The sequence below is a fragment of the Vibrio sp. SNU_ST1 genome (genome assembly GCF_030563405.1).
In the GTDB taxonomy this organism is placed as follows: Bacteria; Pseudomonadota; Gammaproteobacteria; order Enterobacterales; family Vibrionaceae; genus Vibrio.
The window spans coordinates 1,743,878-1,765,522 of sequence record NZ_CP130748.1; the positions used below are offsets into that span (position 1 = coordinate 1,743,878).

At 42.2% G+C, this 21,645-nt stretch carries 19 protein-coding genes and 1 tRNA gene; 7 read left to right on the forward strand and 13 right to left on the reverse strand.

What is annotated here, in order from left to right; all coding sequences use genetic code 11:
• Nucleotides 1–68: 68 nt before the first annotated feature.
• The 6 genes from Q5H80_RS07555 to Q5H80_RS07580 form a co-directional block, all read right to left on the reverse strand.
• On the reverse strand, nucleotides 69–1,394 hold the full coding sequence (locus Q5H80_RS07555; RefSeq protein WP_304564022.1) for a restriction endonuclease subunit S: 1,326 nt from the start codon (nucleotides 1,392–1,394) through the stop codon (nucleotides 69–71).
• Complete coding sequence (locus tag Q5H80_RS07560; protein WP_304564023.1) at nucleotides 1,384–3,030, reverse strand: class I SAM-dependent DNA methyltransferase; 1,647 nt, start codon at nucleotides 3,028–3,030, stop codon at nucleotides 1,384–1,386. The genes Q5H80_RS07555 and Q5H80_RS07560 overlap by 11 nt, the downstream gene beginning before the upstream one ends.
• Nucleotides 3,031–3,158: 128 nt before the next feature.
• On the reverse strand, nucleotides 3,159–5,147 hold the full coding sequence (locus Q5H80_RS07565; RefSeq protein ID WP_304564024.1) for a UvrD-helicase domain-containing protein: 1,989 nt from the start codon (nucleotides 5,145–5,147) through the stop codon (nucleotides 3,159–3,161).
• Nucleotides 5,147–6,877 carry an ATP-binding protein gene (locus tag Q5H80_RS07570; RefSeq protein WP_304564025.1) on the reverse strand — a complete coding sequence of 577 codons (1,731 nt, stop codon included), beginning with the start codon at nucleotides 6,875–6,877 and terminating at the stop codon, nucleotides 5,147–5,149. The genes Q5H80_RS07565 and Q5H80_RS07570 overlap by 1 nt, the downstream gene beginning before the upstream one ends.
• Before the next feature lie 306 nt (nucleotides 6,878–7,183).
• Nucleotides 7,184–7,260: transfer RNA gene (locus Q5H80_RS07575), tRNA-Val, on the reverse strand.
• A 264-nt stretch (nucleotides 7,261–7,524) separates the two neighbouring features.
• A complete protein-coding gene (locus tag Q5H80_RS07580; RefSeq protein ID WP_135381741.1) occupies nucleotides 7,525–8,193 on the reverse strand; it encodes a DUF2726 domain-containing protein in 669 nt (222 codons plus the stop codon).
• Between the two features lie 286 nt (nucleotides 8,194–8,479).
• Here Q5H80_RS07580 and Q5H80_RS07585 point away from each other — a divergent pair, with 286 nt between their 5' ends.
• The gene (locus Q5H80_RS07585) at nucleotides 8,480–8,665 is read left to right on the forward strand and encodes a hypothetical protein (protein ID WP_304564026.1); all 186 of its coding nucleotides are present in this window, start codon (nucleotides 8,480–8,482) and stop codon (nucleotides 8,663–8,665) included.
• Between the two features lie 156 nt (nucleotides 8,666–8,821).
• Here Q5H80_RS07585 and Q5H80_RS07590 read toward each other — a convergent pair whose 3' ends face one another.
• Complete coding sequence (locus Q5H80_RS07590) at nucleotides 8,822–10,780, reverse strand: diguanylate cyclase (protein ID WP_304564027.1); 1,959 nt, start codon at nucleotides 10,778–10,780, stop codon at nucleotides 8,822–8,824.
• Nucleotides 10,781–11,037: 257 nt separating this feature from the next.
• On the opposite strand from Q5H80_RS07590, the gene Q5H80_RS07595 reads away from it, so the two are divergent.
• On the forward strand, nucleotides 11,038–12,144 hold the full coding sequence (locus Q5H80_RS07595; RefSeq protein WP_304564028.1) for a M20/M25/M40 family metallo-hydrolase: 1,107 nt from the start codon (nucleotides 11,038–11,040) through the stop codon (nucleotides 12,142–12,144).
• 134 nt (nucleotides 12,145–12,278) lie between these two features.
• On the opposite strand, the gene Q5H80_RS07600 is transcribed toward Q5H80_RS07595, so the two are convergent.
• Nucleotides 12,279–12,701 (reverse strand): DUF3859 domain-containing protein, encoded by a 423-nt coding sequence (locus Q5H80_RS07600; protein ID WP_012604104.1) that lies wholly within the window; start codon nucleotides 12,699–12,701, stop codon nucleotides 12,279–12,281.
• A gap of 77 nt (nucleotides 12,702–12,778) precedes the next feature.
• Nucleotides 12,779–13,147: an ATP-binding protein gene (locus Q5H80_RS07605; protein WP_135384404.1), complete on the reverse strand. Its 369-nt coding sequence runs from the start codon at nucleotides 13,145–13,147 to the stop codon at nucleotides 12,779–12,781.
• Between the two features lie 275 nt (nucleotides 13,148–13,422).
• Between Q5H80_RS07605 and metA the strand changes: the two genes are divergently transcribed.
• Nucleotides 13,423–14,364 (forward strand): homoserine O-succinyltransferase, encoded by a 942-nt coding sequence (gene metA, locus Q5H80_RS07610; protein WP_012604106.1) that lies wholly within the window; start codon nucleotides 13,423–13,425, stop codon nucleotides 14,362–14,364.
• Between the two features lie 169 nt (nucleotides 14,365–14,533).
• Nucleotides 14,534–15,283 carry a type IV pilus biogenesis/stability protein PilW gene (gene pilW / locus Q5H80_RS07615; RefSeq protein WP_304564029.1) on the forward strand — a complete coding sequence of 250 codons (750 nt, stop codon included), beginning with the start codon at nucleotides 14,534–14,536 and terminating at the stop codon, nucleotides 15,281–15,283.
• An 89-nt stretch (nucleotides 15,284–15,372) separates the two neighbouring features.
• Here the strand turns inward: pilW and rlmF are convergent, their stop codons facing one another.
• Nucleotides 15,373–16,674, reverse strand: a complete 1,302-nt coding sequence (rlmF, locus tag Q5H80_RS07620) for a 23S rRNA (adenine(1618)-N(6))-methyltransferase RlmF (RefSeq protein WP_304564030.1) — start codon at nucleotides 16,672–16,674, stop codon at nucleotides 15,373–15,375.
• 4 nt (nucleotides 16,675–16,678) lie between these two features.
• Nucleotides 16,679–17,176, reverse strand: a complete 498-nt coding sequence (locus Q5H80_RS07625; RefSeq protein ID WP_304564031.1) for a YgjP-like metallopeptidase domain-containing protein — start codon at nucleotides 17,174–17,176, stop codon at nucleotides 16,679–16,681.
• A 153-nt stretch (nucleotides 17,177–17,329) separates the two neighbouring features.
• Here Q5H80_RS07625 and Q5H80_RS07630 point away from each other — a divergent pair, with 153 nt between their 5' ends.
• The gene (locus Q5H80_RS07630; RefSeq protein ID WP_304564032.1) at nucleotides 17,330–17,566 is read left to right on the forward strand and encodes a glutaredoxin family protein; all 237 of its coding nucleotides are present in this window, start codon (nucleotides 17,330–17,332) and stop codon (nucleotides 17,564–17,566) included.
• 88 nt (nucleotides 17,567–17,654) lie between these two features.
• Here the strand turns inward: Q5H80_RS07630 and Q5H80_RS07635 are convergent, their stop codons facing one another.
• A complete protein-coding gene (locus tag Q5H80_RS07635; protein WP_304564033.1) occupies nucleotides 17,655–18,527 on the reverse strand; it encodes a LysR family transcriptional regulator in 873 nt (290 codons plus the stop codon).
• A 110-nt stretch (nucleotides 18,528–18,637) separates the two neighbouring features.
• Here Q5H80_RS07635 and Q5H80_RS07640 point away from each other — a divergent pair, with 110 nt between their 5' ends.
• Nucleotides 18,638–19,837: an MFS transporter gene (locus Q5H80_RS07640; RefSeq protein ID WP_304564035.1), complete on the forward strand. Its 1,200-nt coding sequence runs from the start codon at nucleotides 18,638–18,640 to the stop codon at nucleotides 19,835–19,837.
• An 85-nt stretch (nucleotides 19,838–19,922) separates the two neighbouring features.
• Complete coding sequence (locus Q5H80_RS07645) at nucleotides 19,923–20,489, forward strand: DUF1415 domain-containing protein (RefSeq protein WP_017096948.1); 567 nt, start codon at nucleotides 19,923–19,925, stop codon at nucleotides 20,487–20,489.
• Nucleotides 20,490–20,527: 38 nt separating this feature from the next.
• Here Q5H80_RS07645 and Q5H80_RS07650 read toward each other — a convergent pair whose 3' ends face one another.
• Entirely contained in the window at nucleotides 20,528–21,598 is a 1,071-nt protein-coding gene (locus Q5H80_RS07650; RefSeq protein WP_304564036.1) for a diguanylate cyclase domain-containing protein, read from the reverse strand.
• Nucleotides 21,599–21,645: the final 47 nt, after the last annotated feature.

Below are 21,645 nucleotides of genomic sequence, written 5' to 3' on the forward strand. Positions count from 1 at the left end.
GCTTTTCATCACCACCAAAAACGAGATTCCTGATAAGTTCGTCCCTCACTTTCTGGAATGACGAAAGGTTACCCTGCCAGAGCTTTAGCTTGTTCGACTTGCTGATTTTCTAAATCGATTTCGCCCGAAAGTAATTTAGGAAGCAAGGTATCTCGTAGTTCTGATAACGTGGCATTCTCAAGTTGATTCGCCAACATTTTCTCCATTAAACCACCTACGGTTTTGTGAAATGCTTCTAGCAAATCAGCCGTGGGGCGAACTAAAGCCACCTTAGAAAAGGTACTTGTGTTCATGTTTAATGTTGCGCTACCACCACTAGCCAAATCATGGAAGTGTTTATTCAAACCCTTGAATTTAAAAAGTAGGTAGTAGAGCGAGTTCTGATCGTAAGGAACAACAGAGTTAATTTGTTGATTTGTATGGCTTGGTTTTGTTGTTATAAAAACTTGGCCAACTGTCGCTATACAGCTCACACAAATACTGTTTTCCGGTATGCGCTTTTTAGGTTGCGATTCATCACCTGCTTGCGTCAGAGTGTCTGTCGTTTCAGTAATGAACACTTTCCCGTGTGTATCTGGAATCTTGATGAATGGCACATCACCACCGTAAAACTCATCATTTTTCTTAGGTGGTGTCTTACCACAAACAACTGAGCCAAAGTCCTTTATGGATACGATATCCCACCCATCAGGAATCAAACCTAACTCAGACTCAACTAGCTTTTCTGGGAAAAGCGAGGCAGTGGCTGCATCCATTCCTTTTGGCTGTTCGCCATTCATTTTGGCTTTTACTGGGTCAAAATCGACAAACCAAGATTTAAACAACGTTTGTGCCATTTGCTCTAGGGTTTGGTTTGTTTGACGGTTGATGGTAATTTTGTCATCAAATGATTTTAAAACATGAGCGACCTTTCTCTGTGACTCTGGAGAAGGGTAAGAAATATCTAAACGCCCGATCATATCGTTATTAAGACTAGCTCTGGTCGACATTGTTGAAAACGCCAACATATCATTTCTGAATCTAGGGCTACGTAAATAATAACCTACATACTCAGGTACTAAATCAGACTCTGGCTTAGGACGTAGTCTTTTGCAAAACCCATTAAATGACGAGTTTTCATAGCTTTTTAGAGCAACGCAACTCATTCCTAGCTCATTCATGGTCTCACTAGTACGAGTCAGAAAAACATCACCTCGTTGAACTGAACAACCTGCTCGCTCTTTTTCAGTCGATTGTACAAGTTCTGTTAATTCAGAAGGTACAAAGTAATTATAAAACACATTCTTAAACGTTAAGAATGGATAACCAGAACCGAAGTCTTTCGCGGGTTTAGAAAGACCCGAACGAATTTCATAATGCTCAGTTAGCTTCGCTTTTTTCCACTCACTCCCCATAGCCCAACGCCTCCAAACTACGGCGAATCTCTTGATCCAACTCTTGAGATTGATTCATTTGGCTGTACAGGGTTTGTGAAAGCTCACTCATCTTGGTTTCAAACGGAATGCCATCATCTTCCACGTCAGCTGCGCCAACATAGCGGCCCGGAGTCAGTACAAAATCATTAGCTTTAATGTCTTCAATCGTCGCTGATTTGCTAAAGCCTGCTTTATCTTGGTACTTATCTACTTTGCCGTCACCACGCTCAATGCGCGCTTTTAGTTCGGCTTCATCACAGCGCCAGGCGTGGTAAGTGTCTGCAATCAGAGCGATGTCGTCTTTTGTGAGCTCTTTGTTGGTGCGGCTAATCATGGTGCCCATTTCACGAGCATCAATAAATAACGTCTCTTTTTGGCGGTTACGGAAACCTTTGCTGGTGTTCTCGGTTTTGTCTTTAGTAATAAACCAAATGCATACAGGGATCTGCGTAGTAAAGAACAGCTGCCCCGGCAACGCGATCATACATTCAACGCGATCGTTCTCGATTAGCTGTTGGCGGATCTCACCTTCACCAGACGTATTTGAACTCATAGATCCGTTCGCCAATACAAAGCCTGCCGTACCTGTTTCACTTAGCTTAGACAGCATGTGCAAAATCCAACCGTAGTTGGCATTGCCTGTTGGCGGTGTGCGATAGCCAGCAAAGCGCGCATCATCGGTTAGCTCTGCTTCATTACGCCAACCTTTAAGGTTAAACGGTGGGTTAGCCATGATGTAATCGGCTTTTAAGTCTTTATGCTGGTCAGCAAAAAAGGTATCGGCTGCACGCTCACCCAAATTGCCCGATAAGCCACGAATGGCTAAGTTCATCTTCGCCAGTTTATAAGTGGTCGAGGTAAGTTCTTGACCATAAATAGCGATGTCTTTGGTACGCCCTTCGTGCTCTTTAATGAACTTTAAAGACTGAACAAACATACCGCCGGAGCCACAAGCCGGATCGTAGATCTTGCCTTGGAAAGGTTCTAGCATTTCAGCTAACAGTGTTACCACTGACTTAGGCGTATAGAACTCGCCACCACCTTTGCCTTCGGTTGCTGCAAACTTACCTAGGAAGTATTCGTAAACACGACCGACTAAGTCTTCTTCGCTCATGTCACATTCGTTAGCTAACGTATCGATGTTTTCAATGCTGTCGATAAGCGACGCCAGCTTTTTCACTTCCAAACCTTGGCGCGAGAAGTAGTTATCTGGCAAAGCGTCTTTTAAGCTTGGGTTGTTTTTTTCGATAGTCGATAAAGCGGTATCAATGATGATAGCGATATCATCTTGCTTAGCGCGTGCTTTAACAAATGACCAACGCGCATCTTCTGGTAAAAAGAAGATGTTGTCTTGTTGGTAGAACTCTTTCATCTCAACAAAAGCTTCTTGCCCGTCGTCTATCATCTTCTGACGGCGTGCTTCAAACTTGTCGCTGATGAACTTTAAGAACACAAGGCTTAATACCACGTGTTTGTATTCAGATGACTCAACACTGCCACGCAGCTGATTAGCGGTATCCCAAAGGGTCTCTTCAAAGCCTTTGGTCGCTTTTTTAGCTTTTGATACGGGCTTAGCTTTTGAAGCGGGTTTCTTGTTAACGGGTGCTTTTGCCATGTTGTTAATTACTCGAATAATGTAGGACTTGGCTCTGAACAGCAGAGCCAAGATTTATTGCGTGGTATTGTATCGTAAATGCGACTTTTTGCATTGATTAAGAGTTACTTATGATAAATAAATAACGACTAAACTTGAGTAACTTCTCCCGTAATTTCAATATGTTTTTCAACGCTAACTGGAAACTCTTCAGTACTGAAAACGACTAACTTTTGCCCAGCTCTAGTCATTGCTACATAAAGTTTACGCATTGATTCTTGCAATACTTCTTCTCTTTCCGAGTCGCTCAGCTCTAGATTCTTAGGCTGGTTAATTATTTGACCACAGCCAAGAACAAACACCGAACCAGACTCCATACCCGTACAACTATTGATATTAAGCAGTCTAACTTTGCTGCCTACGTTATCCGCTAACTCTTTGGAGTTGTTGTAGTTAATGACCTTGTTTGAACCAATACGTTTTTCAATGTCTTGCTTTAGCGACCATGGATTATACTCTGGGCTACATAAAACCATGATCTGATGAAGAGCGACTGTTCCCGACTGCACCAGGACTGCGAGTTCGTTCAGAAACCTCTTTTTATCATCTTGAGCATTTCGAGAATATATAATTTGGGGTTTGTGTCCTCTTGCCATTTTTTCATAGTCAGGCTTCACGTAATCTTCAGGGCTTCCTTCGAGATCATCGAGCAGAGCGTTCGCAGCGACCATTATTTCATAAGTCGTTCTGTAAGAATGATTCAAACGCTTAGTGCGCCCTCGAACATTCAAACCTACGCTCTTCCAACTTAAACGGCTTTTTAAGAAACCTTGGTTAGGATCAGCACAAATAAATAATTGTCCTCCCGGCGTCAATGAGCGTTTAATTAATTGTAACCAAGATGGCGCGAAGAATTGAGCCTCATCAAGCAGTATGTGATCAAACTGTTCAAGAGGTTTGTCTGATAACGCAACTTCCTTAATATACAAACTCGGTAGGTATTTCTTAACCGACGACAACCGAGCAGAAAAATCAACATATAGCTGCCAAATATGTTCTCGCTGACTTTTTTGTAGTGCAAAACCACGACCCTGTCGATCGAATTCCAAGTACTCTTCTTTGTCTTTAATTAAATAGTCATTGATGTACTCTAGTTCGGACCAAATCTGCTCATCTGTTAACGATAGTTGTGTGTAAGCTTCATTTTTATCACTTAAAACGGTCTTCTTTTCTTCTTTCATATTCGCATCGCCAAATACTGGCTTAACACGCTGATGGCTTTTACTGTACTGCTTTAGCGCAAACGAGTGAAAGGTGGTAATTTCAAGGTTATCAGGTTTACCTTTAAGCCAGGTTTCGAACCTGTATTTAATATCTTCCGTCACTGGCTTATTGTGTATCGCAAGAAGGACCTTTTTTTCCGGGTATTTTTTACAATACAAAACGGCACGATTAATTAAAATCAGAGTTTTCCCACTCCCAGCTACCCCATTTATCAACCTTACTGAAATGTCTTCCTGACCTTCTTCTTCAGAATCGACAGACTCAACCATATCTAGCCTAGTAGCCAATTCTTGATCGTAATCTAAAAAAAATGGGAGCAGCTTTGCGGTATTGTCTACGGAGGCTTTTCCTCGACGAGTACTACACTGTGCGGGAATAACCGACTCTGGAAAAAACGTGCGTTTGATTCGTGAATGTGAATCGATTGTGAACTCGGTTAGTGCGGCGTGGATTAGTTTTTCACCACGCTCAATAAACGTTTTGTTCTCAATTATTTGTACATAATCAGAGAAAGAACTATTCACTTGGAGAGAACCGTCAATTTGGAAAGTACTTTCTTCTTCCACAATCATATTATCGACGACAGCTAGATACTGAATAGGCTTTAAACCTAACGTCAACATCGAGTCATTAAACTTCAACAATTTAGAAAGACTAATACTATCTGGTTTCTCTGAATGGACTCCAACAAACACCCAATTATTGCAAGGCCCCTCAATAATACAAGGAGCAACTTGTAAAGACTCTAATAATGACTCACGAATAAAAAATTCGTCATTGAGTTTATTGAATACCTTTTTGAAATGACGTCGATGCTTGCGGTCTAAGCCTGTAATCGTATCTATATGTGCCATTAATCTACTTCCACCTTATAACAGTGACGAACCAGAGATTTATAATCTTCAATATTTTGTCGCACCTTAGGATCATCCACCTGCTGCAGCATGCCTTCTGGGATTTCGGGACCTACAATAACCAACTTAGTCTGGGGTCTAGTAATGGCGACATTGAGACGTTCCGCTTGGAAAAAGAATTCAGCGATAGCGCTAATGTATTGCGGGTCTGAGGAGCAGAATGAAACTATAATCATTTCCCTCTCTTGGCCTTGCATCCTTTTCACGGTATCCGTTACCACTAATTTTGATCCAAATATCCCCAATTTATCCTGAAGGCTAGTCTTTAAAGCTTTGGCATGACCCCGGAACGGTGTAACAACACCTATCTCTTCAGCAGATAAACCCGCTTCAACAGCCGCGGTTATCAAATCGGCCACTAACGCCGCTTCTTTTCTATTTACACTTCGGGCATTGACCCCTGGAGTTTTGATAAATACAGAAGGTCGATCGCTAGAGAGGACGTCGGAATACTTGTGAGGCTTTTTAGGTAGAGAAAATGATGACAGCGTTGGTAGTCTTTTCGATTCTAATTCGCCTTTGTAATAACAGTTACTAGGCCATTCAGTTAAGGCTGGAGACATCCGATAAGTTTGGCTTAACAATACCGAAACCTTTTCATTGCCAAGAATCATCTTAGAGAAAGCCGAACTGTCCTCAAGAACGGATTGAGAAAGTATCACAGGAGGAAGCTGCTTATGATCCCCAACGAATACAAATCGACACCCTTTTCTCATTGCCATTAACGCCAATGGAACGGTAATTTGGCTAGCTTCGTCAAAAATGATGGTGTCAAATGTAAAGCTTTCAAGTCGCTCACTACAGGTAGCAAAAGGTGTCGCACCAATCACATACCCAGTGTCCGGTATATCTTGCCATTTTGATGCGTATTCAAAATGCTGAACCTTGTCACTCAGTGATTTCTTACCGCCACTCGCGCAAACTTTTGCAACAGGAACCCCTTCCTCTACAATTTTGTTGAGCGCATTATTGATCGCCATGTGGGTATGAGAAGTCATGAAAACTCTCTGCCCTGCCTCTACAAGAAGCTTGGCGATAATACTAATAACTTTTGTTTTACCCGTTCCGGGAGGACCTTGAATACACGCTAAGTATTTAGATGCGACACCAATACCAACAGCTTCACTCTGTTTTTCATTTAATCCTCGAGATTCGGCATAATCCGCAGCCTCATCAAAGTCTTCGTCATAAATCGTTTCCGTATTTAAATGTCCGGAAAGCATGGGTAGCAATACGTCTCTGCCGACTTTCGATGTTGCTACATCAGCCAAAGCTTTATCATAAAACGGTTTTAAGTCCATGCCTGCGGGGTCGGCATAACAGCCTTCACTTAATTGTGGAAGTAAGCTTTGATCTACTTTGACTTTGAGCAGCCATTCTCCATCGTTTTCAGCTTCAATAGCTACTTGACCAAATACTTTATGGTTACTTGGGTCGCCAAGATGCAAGCAAATCATATCGCCTTCTCTAAAGCGTGATTCGTTATCACCTAATACGACTTCCAGGTGATTAGACCCGGAACATCTTACTGACTCTATTCGTTGAGTTTCGCCTTTTAATAGTTTTTCTTCTAAAGGTTTCTTCCAAGTTTCTAGAAGTTTTTCCATGCTAGCTTCATGTTCTGCATACACAAAATCTTGTAGTTCTTTTAATACCGAAGTGAGTTCCATACCTAGCTTACCAACGTGAATTTGTACTCAAAAATGAGAATATTCATCAATACGAATAACCCAACCTTATTTTTTGAACGGTCATCACGTCAACTACACATTCACGAAACTGTTAATTACATCTCTTACTAGACGTAGATCGCTGCTTAGATTAACTATATTTCATTGGATAATGGTGAACTTTACAACGTGCTATGGGTTCGCTTGAAGCCAAAATATGACTAAGAGCTTGATATAACGGGGAATTTCAGACACAAAAAAGCCCACGCTAGGTGGGCTTTTTGGCTTGTTCATAAAGAACGAATTTGGTGCCCGCTACTGGACTCGAACCAGTGACACCTTGCATGTCATGCAAGTACTCTAACCAACTGAGCTAAGCGGGCAATACTGTGAAACGTATCTAACCGCTTTATTAAGTGGCTAACGCTTCAGAACGAGATGGATAATAGCGAGTGATTTAGATACGTGCAAGGATAAATTTGCACAAAACGGTTCGTTTGCTTTTAAAAACAACAATCAGAATAAATTTTAAACACAAAGCAGATCAATGGCTTGAAGTAGATCACATTTAAGTTCAACTTCGATGATTACGGACATCAGCATGCTTCGTGTCTTTTCCTCTTTACTGAGCACTTTGGCGCAATATATTAGTTAGAATCTTCATCCATGTCGAACACTACGTTGTAGTTCTCGGTATAAGTACAGTTAGGTTGACGACTACAAGTAAAGAAACGTCGGCCTTTATAATCGCCATGGCTTGCCAGTTTGATGATCATAGGGCTGTTACATTTCTTGCAGAATCGAACCTCTTTTGATGGCTCAATTAAATCGATGTGTGCTGCCAGTAACCTCTTCAAACGGCTCACTTGATAACTGTGCTTAATTGAAGCGCCAATAAGTGGAAGGCCTGCCGATTTACAAACGTGCATCAATAGCTTCTCGCGATCAACCTTTCCTTTATTAAGCTCTTTTCCATTGTCCAATTCGATGATTACGCGTGGCTCTAACGTTCGCGGGTCGCACACTACAAAGTCAAAATAACTACGTGATATTTTGTTGTTCGCGATAAACCAATTCTTTTTATTGTTCGCCTTAGCGGGGACAACTATGTTAGACATGCTCACTTTAGCAAATACTTCCCCATGGTTACCCACTGCGGATTTAAGTGCGTTATAGAATGTCGCTTGTTGCGCCGACATTAACGAGCCTTTCTTCTGATAAGCATGATCTTTGGTGTCATCATTTTTTACTAGATAGTTTTGAATAAAGTAAAAGAACACAACCAGAACAATTACAACGATAAAGATATTAGTCATTTTCCAACACAATCACATTTGTATAGGGATTAAGAGAGTGGTTAGCGTATGTAGAAAAGCGTCACGTGGCAAGCAAAAGAAGCAGAGCTGCGAATTGGAATCATGACCTTTGAACGCTTTAATCGTCAGAGGCGGTCTCTTTATCGGCTTCGACAGTTCAAGACGTACATCTCCTATTTACTAATCAAATCATCAATTACATATTAAATTGATTTAGATCAAACCGCACCAAGTTGTGACCAATTAGCATGAAAAACGTTAGGCAAATGTTAATAGGGAAATTACTATGGAACTCAAACAAGACCCGAGATGTTATACCGACGTGTGTGTAGATGGTAAGTGGTTCCATTATGACCACTGCGGAACCAAAGCCTATATGTTAAAAGGCGGTGCTTCAGCGGTTATTGAGCTCGCTCGAGAACCCGCAACAGAAGGTGAATTAGTTGAAATGCTACAGGGTGCTGCTAAATAAATCCGTAAGTTAAGTCTATGTAAGCGAATAAGAGTAAGTTAATACTCTTATTCGCTTAGTTATATGAATCGAGGCTAGATCTGACAATCGGGTTTAATCGAATAAGCTGAGTTGATTAAATCCTGTGAATTAATGAGCGCAGCCAAGCGTTGGCACTTATGCAATGACTACTTTGTTACGCCCTGATTGTTTTGCTTGGTATAAAGCGTCATCTGCTGATTTCAAGTGCTGCTTGTAGGTACTGCGATTTAACTCTTGATTCGTTAAATGAATCGTTGCACCTATCGATGTAGTCAATGTTAACAGACCGGAATGTGTTTCTATCGATTGTTCAGCGATAGCTTGTCTTACCATTTCCAACTGTTTGCCCGGATCTTGAGTGCCTGCAAGCAGTAAAACGAACTCTTCCCCACCCCACCGTGCTAAGACGTCATTTGTTAATAGTGTTCGCTCTATACGCTTAGCGACCTCCACTAACACTTGGTCACCAATATCATGCCCGTAAGTATCATTGACGCGTTTAAATTGGTCTAAGTCCAAAATAGCAAGCGTATATCCGAACGGAGACAAACGAAATGGCATTGGCCGAGTTAACAATTGTTCCAGGTAGCGTCTATTGAATAAACCTGTCAACTCACATCTCGTCGATTGCTTAACCAACTCTTTGTTGGTCTTTTGCATAGAGCATAACCTTACCAGTAGTAGCGCAAAGCTTATGATGACCATAACGCCAAGTACGACGACAATTCGCTCCTTTAAACGCTGTTTATCTAAAGTCATCTCAGCGAGCTCTTTTTCCGCATTAAGCAGTTCATTCTCTTTCGCTAATGAAGCCGTAGCAAAGTCTTGTTCTAATAAAAAGATATCACTCTGGCGCTTATCAAATAACAGCGCCTTGTTACCCTTGTAATAAAGCTTGAAATAGTGAAGTCCAACATCATTGTTACCTTTAGATTCATAGTATTCTGCAAGCGCTTTGAAACCAAGCACCTTCCAACTACGGCTACCGACAACATCAAACATCGTAGACGAACGTTTTAGATCATAGAAAACAAAGTTATCTCTGTTCAAACCGATATTAGCCAAGGCTCTGTTTAAGTAACATTGACCCAATTGAAGTGTGTACTTTTCGATTCCCGGGTAACGAATACATTGGTTTGTTACTTCCCTTGCTAACTCAAAGTTCTTCTCTGCTAGTAGGACTTCACTCTGAGCTTTCAACAGAAGGATTTTGTATCTTTCACTAACGCTATCGTCATTAAATTTGGCAGCACTTTTATAAGCCTCTCGACCTTTTGTTAAGTCACCACTGCGTAGATAGGCAAATGATTCATTAACATATAACACGCCTATGATTGAACCATCACGTAAGCCGCTCTTAATATAGAGGCTTTTGGCCTTTTCTATTAATTGGAGTGCTTTCGGCCAATCTTCCAAATAGATATAAAGCAATGCCATATTCGACATAAGCTTACTGTTATAAATATGCTTCGGGTATTTCTTACCAAGATTTAAGCCTTTATGAAAAAAATACTGAGCTTCGGGTAAGTCATTTTGGATATTTTTAATCGAGCCCGCAGTGTTGTAGGCTTTAATCAACAATTCTTCATAATGGATTGATTCAGCGATGTCTATTGCAGCTTGAACTTGAGATTCAGCCTCGGCTAACTCACCTTTACTAATAAGCTCAATCGCTAATTCAACTAATGACTGTGCCTTTAGCCACCCCATATCTTCACGCAGTGCTAACGCCTTAATCTCTCGAGTGTATTCAGAAACAGCTTGTTTATCGAGCTTATGCTGTGCGAGATTCGACAAAATCATTAGTTCATAACCACGATAGATGGCTTTATCTTGCGTGGGGCTCGTTGCTTTTAAGGTTTCAAGCTTTTGGGAGGCAAGTTGTGGATCACCGCGAGACACATTAAGGATTTCAATGAGTTCAGCGCCGTATTGAGTAAGAGACATCTCTTTCTCGGGGCTATACGCACTCGGATTTTCTGGTCGAATATACTGTAAATCGTCGTCATAAGTTGGATAGAGTAGGTACAATCCAAGTACCGTACTCATAAGTACGACGAAAAGAAATGATCCTAACACTCTGTTGTTATTCATTTATAAGTGCCATACTGATTGCATACCAATTTTATCGACTGTTTCGTTAAGCTGTAGCACATTGTACCCGACACATATGTAGATTTAAATCCTGCACATGGGTCGATCCGGGTAGTATTTTTCTCATAAATTAGAATAATCAGATAATTTTCTTGATTTAACTCAGGCAATGATTCTGTAAAAAGGCGTTATAGTAATTTTCCTGTTCCAGCCTCCGTGACTTCTTTAGAAACAACGGAGCAAAATGAGAATTAACAATGACCCAAATTAATGAACAACGTCTCGTAGAACATTTCTGCGATCTAGTGAAAATTGATAGTGAATCTCGTAACGAAAAAGCGATTGCTGAAGCTTTGGCTGAGCAACTTGGTGAACTGGGTTTTGAAGTTCACAAACTAGCGGTTCCTGAAGAAGTGTCTAACGGTTTCAACATTTACGCTCGTCTAGATGGCACTCTTCCAGGTAGCACAGTGTTCAGCTGCCACATGGACACTGTAACGCCAGGTATTGGCATTGAGCCAATCATCGATGACGGTATCATCCGTTCAAAAGGTAACACAATTCTAGGTGGCGACGACAAGTCTGGTATCGCGGCTATCATGGAAGCAGTTCGTTGCATTAAAGCTGAAGGCCAAGAGCACAAAACTATCGAGATTGCATTTACAGTATTCGAAGAAGGCGGTCTGTTCGGTTCTTTAAACTTCGATATGTCTTACATTCAGTCTGAGCACGCTATCGTACTTGATACAGGCGGCCCAATAGGCACTATCGTCAATGCGGCTCCGGGTCAGCAGAAGATTGTTGCTAACATCAAAGGTCGCCCTGCTCACGCGGGTTTAGCGCCAGAAGAAGGCATCAGTGCCATTCAAGTTGCTGCAGATGCGATCACTAAGATGAATCTACTTCGTATCGATGAAGAAACTACGGCAAACGTCGGTATTGTTGAAGGCGGTCAAGCGACTAACATCGTAATGCCAGAGCTTAAAGTCGTGGCTGAAGCTCGCTCTCTAAACGGAGAAAAGCTAACAGCTCAAGTTGAGCACATGATCTCTACATTCCAAGAGAGTGCAAAACAGTTCGGTGCTGAAGTAGAAATCGAATCTACTCGTGCTTACGATGCATTCGTTATCGCAGACGACCACCCGCACATTCTTTCTATCAAATCCGCATTCGAGAAGCTTGGCGTAACGGCAAATACCAAACGCACAGGCGGCGGTAGCGATGCAAACAACTTCAATGCTAAAGGTCTAACAACGGTTAACCTTTCTACAGGTATGGCGAAAGTTCACACCACTGAAGAGTACATTGCAGTAAAAGACATGGTCGCAATCACTGAGTTTGTTGTGGCTTACGTGACTCAATAGTCTTACTGGTTAACTAGCCTGTCTTACTCGTTGACGAAATAGAAAATGCCATCTAGTTAACGTCAAAAAGCCGAGCTCACATGTAACGTGTGACTCGGCTTTTTTGTTGTCTTAATTTAGACAGAAGTTCTAATCTAAAAACCCCTGCGCTTCCAAAACTGCCCTTCGTCTTTCGCAACAAGGTCGAATGTCTTGTCGGCAATGATGTTTCCTTTTAGCTCGACCGTCATGCGCCATTTACCTAGTTTGTTGGAGACAGGAGCCCAGATAGTGTCGCCTAAGTAGAAATCCCAGTCATTGTTGCCGACATGCTCTTCACCATCGAACGGCTCGAGTACTTCACCCGTGTCGGTGGTGATGTTCGGGTGATAGATGCAGTAACGGATTTTTTCACCTTTGGCTTTTTTGATATTCAAGATATAGCCAAATTCCACGTCGATTTCAGCATCAACGGTAGTGGTGAACTCTTGGATTTTTGGAAGGTCTTTAGATTTAGAATCCCACGTCGTATAGATGCCGTAAGATGTCATGTCGACCACAACAGAGCGCTTTGCCATTTCAATCGTTACCTTGGAGTTGTTCTATTAGTTTAATTCTATTTACCATTCAGCCACGCAGCAGAGAAAGAACGAGGCTATTCTTGCCAATCTTTCGCCATGCGCTTAATCACCGACGGTTCGATGTCGTGAATGCTGCCATATTGTTCTCGGCACACTTCTATAACCAAATCCGCTTTGTATTTGAGTGCGAGTTGACGATAAGCCTTCATTTCCCACTGCTTAATAAAAGTATTCGACACTACAACGTCTAACCCTTGCTTCAAGCCGTCTTCTGCAGTGTTCTGACACCACTCATGCGCCTGCTGCAACTGCCTTGGGTCAAAATAATAGTCACCTTGATCATTCACATAATACATATCCGCTTCGACATGCAATGCATCGTAGGTTTTTGCTTTTGTTGACTTGCCAGAACCGGGCAACCCTCGAATGAGTATTAACTTCATCTGTCACTTTACAGGCTAATTTGAAAACATGAGTTTATCTTAAATAGTAACGAGTTTCTCTGATAACTGCCTTTGCTCAACATCCGAAAACCGAGTCCTTATACTCGACTCAAATAATCACTGAATACAGTGAGACTCCCCTCTATGTCGGTGGATGACTTCTGATAGCAAACACAAATAATTTACAACTATCCATTTTGTATATCGACAAGCGTATCAAACTACTATAAATTTAGATGTATAGACGTCTACATATCTAGCTTAGGGAGAAAGCTTTGCCTATTCGCATTCCAGACCAATTGCCAGCATCTGATGTTCTTCGTGAAGAAAACATCTTTATTATGCCGTTATCAAGAGCATCGACACAGGAAATTCGTCCACTTCGAGTCTTGATCCTCAACCTAATGCCAAAGAAGATTGAAACTGAAACTCAATTCTTACGCCTACTATCCAACAGCCCATTGCAAGTCGATGTAGAGCTGTTGCGTATTGATGACCGACCAAGTAAAAACACGCCGACAGAACACCTTGATAACTTCTACCGTCAATTTGAAATGGTCAAAGGGAGAAACTTTGATGGATTGATCATCACAGGTGCGCCACTTGGCTTGGTTCAATTTGAAGATGTTATCTACTGGGATCATCTAAAAACCATCATGGAATGGGCAAACAAGCATGTGACCTCAACCTTGTATGTGTGTTGGGCAGCTCAAGCTGGCTTAAAGCTCTTGTATGATTTACCAAAGCGTACTCGTAAAGATAAGCTTTCTGGGGTTTACAACCACGAAATACATAACCCGTACCACCCAATTTTACGTGGCTTCGACGATACCTTCTTGGCACCGCACTCTCGCTATGCTGATTTCTCTCAGGAATATTTAGCCGAGCATACCGACCTTGATGTTCTTGCGACTTCTGATGTGGCGGGCGTATACCTAGCGGCAACCAAAGATAAGCGAAACGTATTTGTAACCGGTCACCCTGAATACGATGCTCATACACTTCACAACGAATACATCCGTGATTTGGGTGAAGGCATGGAGCCTGTTATTCCAATTAACTACTACCCGAACAACAATCCAGATAACAAGCCTGTAGCAAGTTGGCGTAGCCACGGACACTTGTTGTTCTCTAACTGGTTAAACTACTGCGTTTACCAGCAAACGCCTTACGATCTGGATCATTTCAGCGAAGACAACTTTACCAAAGACGATTAAGTTCTTTCTTCCGATTCACAAACACATAGAGCCGTGTTCCATAGGTTGTTGATAAAACACCAAATTGGACACGGTTTTTTTATGATGTTTGGGTCGCATTCCATAATCTATATAACACTTAGGTGTGTTCGATTTCATATGATGGACTTGTGTTCAAAAGGAGCTGCACATGCCTAACAAGTCGCTATTACCAAAACCTATCCTGTTATCTCAACTCACGCTACTCGCCTCTCTTTCCTTAGTAGGTTGTGTTTCTGTAACCGAAGGGCCACCAAAAATTGCTAGTGATCCAATTGCGATGTCTCAATCACGCATTGAATTGGGTTTGGGCTACATGGGACAAGGTAATATGGTCAAAGCACGTGAAAATCTAGAGCTCGCTATCAAACACGCTCCTAGTTATTACCGCGCGCAACTTTCGATGGCACATTACTACGAACAAGTTGGCGAAGTAGATGAAGCAAGAACCACTTACCGCAAAGCACTCAGTCTAGATTCAAGAAACGGCAATGTATTGAATAACTACGGTACATTCTTGTGTAAACAGGGCGAATACGAGCAAGCCGATAAATACTTTAACCGTGCCATCGACCAACCCTACTACTACCTTGTCTCTGCAAGTTATGAGAACGCGGCATTCTGCGCGTTTAAGGCTGGTAATACCGACCAAGCAAAATACTACTTCACACGAGCGATTGACCACGACCCAAATCGCGTAAAGTCGATACTACAGCTATCAAAAATTGAAGTGAGTGACGCCGATTACAACGACGCTAGGCTTCGTTTATTGAAATTCCACCAACGTTATGGCTATCAAATTCCATCGCTTAAAATCTTGGTCGAACTTGAACAGAAAGCAGGTAACAGTGCTCTAGAGAAGAAATATCAGAGCAAGTTAGATGAGTTACTTTCTGCTTAGCGCATATGAAAAACACAAAAAACGGGCTTGTTGCGTTAACAACAAGCCCGTATGTAATTTCAACTGAATGTCTTAACTCAGTGCAGCCGCTATTTTAGCGCGATCCACTCTTGTCTTTGCTCGTCGTCCATAAAGGTCCATGCGATAAAGCGACTCACCTTTTGGCCTTGCGACATCTCGACCACTTTTACTTGTTTAGCTCTTAGCTTACCCAGCTCTGAACGAACCATATCGACGTTGTCTTTCTTCGAAATCAATGTCGTAAACCACAACACTTGAGTAGCGAAAAGCTGGCTCTCTCTCGCCATCTTCATGATGAAAGCTGCTTCACCACCCGGACACCAAAGCTCGGCTTTTTGACCACCAAAGTTTAAGGTTGGTTTATCTTGCTTAGTTGGTTTATCTAACTTAACTGACTTCTTGTTCGTTTCTGGCTTGAACGACTGACCGGCTTTCTTAGCACGGTTCGCCGCTAGATTATCCAATTTGCGTTGTGAGCCCTTTTCCGCTTCTTCAAGAGAACTGTGGAATGGAGGGTTACAAATAGTGACATCGTAACGTTCGTTGTCCTTAATCACGCCCTTAAAGATAGATTCAGAGTCCGCTTGCAGGCGAGCTCGGATCTTACCTTTTAGATTAGGGTTACTTTCCGCAATGAAGTTCGCTGTTTTAATGGAGACTGAATCGACATCAGTACCTGTCCAGCGCCACTTATACTCTGTCGCACCAATGATTGGGTAAATACAGTTTGCACCAACACCGATATCTAATGCTTTCACAGACGCGTGGTTATATGGTTCGCCTTGACCATCACTATTAAGGATGTCTGCCACTCTGTGGATATAATCAGCACGGCCAGGAATTGGCGGGCACAAGTAACCAGCAGGAATATCCCAATGCTTAACGCCATAATGATGCGCCAGTAAAGCTTTGTTAAGTAGCTTAACGGCTAATGGATCAGAGAAATTAATGGTGTCTTCACCAACCGGGTTCTTGATCAGATGTTCTTTTAGCTCAGGCAAGGCTGCAACCAATAACTCAAAGTCGTAGCGACCTGTGTGTTGGTTTCTAGGGTGTAATCCACCTTGAGGCTTCTCTGACGAACGTCTTTTCTGGGCTGCGTTTTTGTTAAAAGCCGTTTTATTGAAAGAACCCTTATTCGATGATCCTTTATTCGCACCCTGCTTACCTTTGCTGTCTTTTGCAAAAGGTCGCTTTGCTTTGTTATTGCCAGCGCCTTTAGGCGCACTATTCTTGCGGCTTTTATCAGATGTGTTCTTTGTAGAAATACGCTTACCGCAGCCTTCTTTATTTGGGTTGTCTTTTGTTTTTACTGATGAAGTACTGTTTTTCGACAGGCTTAGCGTCGTTCTATTTTGTGATTGGCTCATTGGGCTACTTCTTTAAGTCTAAATACATCATGAATAAACGGGCATCTAACTCAAGTTGATGATATTCCGGCTCCATGTGACAGCATAGTTGGTAAAAGGCTTTGTCGTGTTCTTTCTCTTTGATGTGCGCCAGTTCATGCACCACTAGCATTCTCAGCAAAGGTTCTGGCGCATTTTTAAAAACACTGGCGATACGAATCTCATTCTTCGATTTGATCTTTCCACCGTGATTTTTCGCGACGTAAGAGTGCAGACCTAATGCATTATTGATTAGGTGTATCTTGCCGTCATAAATCACTTTGCTGATCGGTGGTGTTTTTTTCATATAACGATTTTTAATATCAATCGCATAGTCAAACAGGGCTTTCTCGCTTTTTATTTCATGATTCTTTGGGTAGCGAGCTTCAAACCACGGCACCAACTTTCCCGATTCAACTAGTTGAGTTACCGGATCGAGAATGTGCTTCGGGTAGCCTTGGATATAGCGTAAAGAAGGATGCATGCTGAAAGACCGTACAAGTTACACCACTACAATACGTTGTGGTCTTGAAAATTGAGCCGCATAGTGTAACTGATCACACTTTTCTAATCACCTAGGATTCGTTACACTTTAGCGAGATTCACCAAGAGCTAGACTCAAAAAGAGATTGTAAAAATGAAACGTGTTGTATTGTACGTCGCAGACAAATGCCCGCACTGTAAAGATGCACAGCGCTATTTGGATTCAAAGAAAATTTTTTACCGCCTAACGAATGCAAAGATGCAGCGTGGCCGTAAAGAGTTGCAAGCGATGGGTGCTCGCTCTATCCCTGTACTGAAAATCGGTGATCAAGTGATGGTCGGCTGGAATCAGAAGAACTTCGATAAGATGTATAACTCAAAGAGTAACTAAGTGCTCTAAGCCAGTAATACTTCTATATAATAAAGCCCGAATGTCCAATCCAGGATACTCGGGCTTTGTTTATTTATATCTTACTAACTCACACATACCGCTTAACGAAATCAATAAAGGTTCTGTCGGCTTTCGACAAATACCCTTCCTTTCTCCAAGCCAAAGATAGATTGAGTTTTACAGGATCTTTAAATGGCACGCCGACCACATCTTCTTCATACTCCGTGACCAAGCTGAGTAACGCAGTAATGGCAAACTCTCGTTTGACGATAGAAAGGATCATCGGCAATAAATTGGTCTCAAACGCAATTGTCATATCGAGGTTGTACTTCTTACAAGTCGCATCGATAAAATCACGGTGGAAATAACCAGATTTGAACATGATCAGTTCTTGAGCGAAAAACTCTTCAAAGGTGATGGATGGCTGTAACGCTAGTGGGTGGTCTTTGCCAACCACAGCCAGCATCTCAGAGCTCAACAAGTGGTCGGTTTCGAGATCATCAGGCACATTCTCATGGTTGATTACGCCAATATCGAGTTCGCCGTTTAATAGCATTTCTCGAATAGAAGCGGTGCCAGCATCAATCAAAGTCAACTTTAGGTTTGGGTATTGGCTTTTAAATGCCATCACGACTTGAGGGAAAAAATAGCTGCCCATCATGCTTGGAGCGCCCAATCGCACCTCGCCTTTTTCTAATCCCTTTAACTCATTCATTGCGAGTTGAGCATCATCAAACTGCTGAGCAATTCTCCTTGCATGTTCGAACAACACTTTTCCCTCTTCCGTTAAGGTGACGGATTTATCTCCGCGACGAAACAGAATTAACTCCAATGTCTGTTCTAGTTTCTTAATGGAAATACTCAATGCAGGCTGTGCGATATGCAGCGCTTTGGCCGCCTGCGTGAAATTACCGAACTGAGCAACGGCAAGAAAATGTCGAAGAGGTTTTGATTCAAGCATAGCGATATATTAAATATATAGAGGTGATATTTTTAATATATTTCTTTAATCTCAATTGTGCTGATAACTTGTTCACAAATAGCTTATTAACTCGTGCAGGCACAACGTAAATGTTTGATAAAGGCAGTCCTCAATACAAACGCATCACCCAATCATTGGCGATTGGCTCGTTTATCATTTTCTGTAACCTTTACCTCTTTCAGCCAATCTTGCCGCACATGGCTGAGCACTTCCAAGTATCTGAAACGCAAATCAACTGGCTGTTTGCCGCGACAACTCTTGGGCTTTCCATCAGTTTGGTGCCTTGGGCAATCGCTTCTGAAACCTTTGGCCGAAAACCCATCATTCTGTTCAGTCTGTTCGCTATTCCTTTGATTGGATTGAGCATGGTGTTCACAACTACCCTACTACAACTGGTTATTGCTAGAGCATTCATGGGAATCGCGGTTGCTGCTTTTGCAGGCGTGGCGGTTGCCTATATGGTCGAAGAATTATCACCGAAAGCCTTTGCAGTCGCGATTGGTGGCTATATCGCGGCTAACTCATTAGGTGGCATCTTCGGTCGTGTATTAGGTGGCTTGATTACGGACTATTTCGACTGGCATGCGACGGTGTTATTTTTCGTTGTCGGCTCTTTGCTTGGTGCGCTCTATATTGAGTATAGCCTGCCTGACCAACAAAACTTCAAACCGCAGAAAGGGCTGTTCTTTCATCATAACCGCTCTGTAGTGATGCACTTAAGAAACCGTACCTTGTGGCTCGCGATGTTGATTGGTGGTGCTAACTTCGCTCTGTTCGTTAACTTATATTCAGTAATGGGCTTTAGGTTAGTATCAGCGCCTCACTCGGTACCCGTTGGTTTAGCTTCGCTGATATTCCTGTGTTACTTGGCCGGTACGGTAACCTCTAAGCTCTCCAACAAATGGACACTTCGTTTTGACCCGTTAAACGGTATATTGATCGGCGTGTGTATCAGCTTAATTGGTATGTTGGTTTCTGCCGTCGACAAAGTCCCGTTCATGTTAGCCGGGTTGTTATTAATTAGTGGCGGCGCGTTCTTCGCCCATACCCTTGCCTACTCTTGGGTAAGTCAAAAAGCGCCGAGCGCTAAGGCAACGGCAACCGCACTTTACTTAGTCCACTATTACATAGGTGGGAGCTTAGGTGGTTTCTTACTCTTATATTGTTGGCAGCTGTTTGGTTGGAATGGTGTGATCGCAGGTGGTTCTATCTTCTATGTTGCGATAATTGTATGGGTCTATCAGTTGAAACAGCTAAAAGTATCGGCGTCCAAACTCGCACAAGCATAGTTGTGGCTGAGTCTGTAACTCAATTATTGCTTTTGATTAACGTCCGTTCTGATATCCTACGCAAAATTTCATTTCGGAACCTGTTATGTCGAACACTCAAAGCACAGATCTTCAAACCATCCATGACCAAGTAAAACAGTGGTTAGACGATGTCGTTATTGGCCTAAACCTGTGTCCATTCGCAGCCAAGCCACAACGTAATAAACAGATTAAGATCTTTGTGAGTGAAGCGAATACGGAAGAAGCGTTACTGGAAGACATCATGACGCATTTCGTAGAGTTAGATAACACGCCAGTCGCTGAATTAGAGACGACTTTAGTGGTTGTCCCTAACATGCTGCAAGATTTCTTCGACTACAACATGTTCATTGATTGGATTGAAGCGCTAATCAAACAGGAAGACTGGGAAGGTGTTTACCAAGTGGCAACCTTCCACCCAGACTATTGCTTTGGTGGTGCGGATCCAGAAGACGATGAAAATCTTACTAACCGCTCTCCATACCCGGTTTACCATTTGATTCGTGAAGCAAGCATGGAAAAGGTGTTAAAGCACTACCCTAATCCTGAAGCTATCCCAGATACCAACATCGCGAGAGTTGAATCTTTAACACCCGAAGAGCGTCGTAAGTTGTTCCCTTATCTATTCAGTTAAGAACTAACCTTTGAGCATTAAGAGGTGACAGCTTCAACTTACGAGTCTGAGTGTTCTTGATGATATGGACGAGATATAAACTGATCTCGTCCATTTTGTTTAGCAATGTACAAGCACTCATCGGCAACTTTGATTAATGAGTCTAACGCCGACATCCTTTCCCCCTTTGTATCCCCTGCACTTAACTCAAAATGACACGCACCGATTGATATGGTGACTGGCTTACTATCAAGCGTGATTTTCTTCATCTCTTGCAAAAGAATCATGAACTTATCTTCAACATAACCGGGGGTTCTATTCGGATACCAAAGAATAAACTCCTCGCCGCCAAAACGTGCCACAAACTCACCCTCTTGAGTATTATTACTCAGCACGTTCGCCACTTTCTTTAATACAATATCACCCATTTGATGACCATAAGTGTCGTTGACCTGTTTAAAGAAATCGATGTCTACAACCGCTAAGGTTCCCTTTCCTAAAGATCCTTTTAACTGTTCCACTTCTGCGTTCAACGTTTTGAACAAGCAACGTCTATTCGGCAAGTGTGTCAGAGGATCGTACATAGCTTGGTATTCTAACTTCTCATTCAGCTCTTTGAGTTTTCGTTCTTGCTGTCTTCTAACCAGTTCCACTTCGATCCATGAGGCCATTAACCTCATAACGTCGATATCGAACTCTTTGAACTCACGATGATAAGGGGCTGGGCTTGAAAAGTTTAAGGTGCCATAAAGCCCATCATTAACGAAAATTGGGATACCAATGTAAGACTCTAGCCCAAAAGATTGATAGGCAGGATGTGTCGCATACTTGTCATGTTTACCGCAATGCTCAATGCAGATAGGACCAATCGATTTACAAGTGATTTCGCAATAAGTAGAACGATAATTGAAGGTGTCACCCCTATTGAGTTCTACCCCTGCAGGCGTAACACAATGTTCAACAACATAAGCATTGCCATCGACTTTCGATAAGATACCAATATCAAGATTGAAGCGTTCAAGCCCCATGATAAGCAGTTGAGCGATCTGACTATCGAAGCCCTTTCGATAATCATTGGTGATTTGATACAAGCGGCGTATAACAATTTCACTTTCACTAGCTTGGAACATAACTGGGATCCCACTGCTGCCGAGTTTAATGACAACATCAATATTTG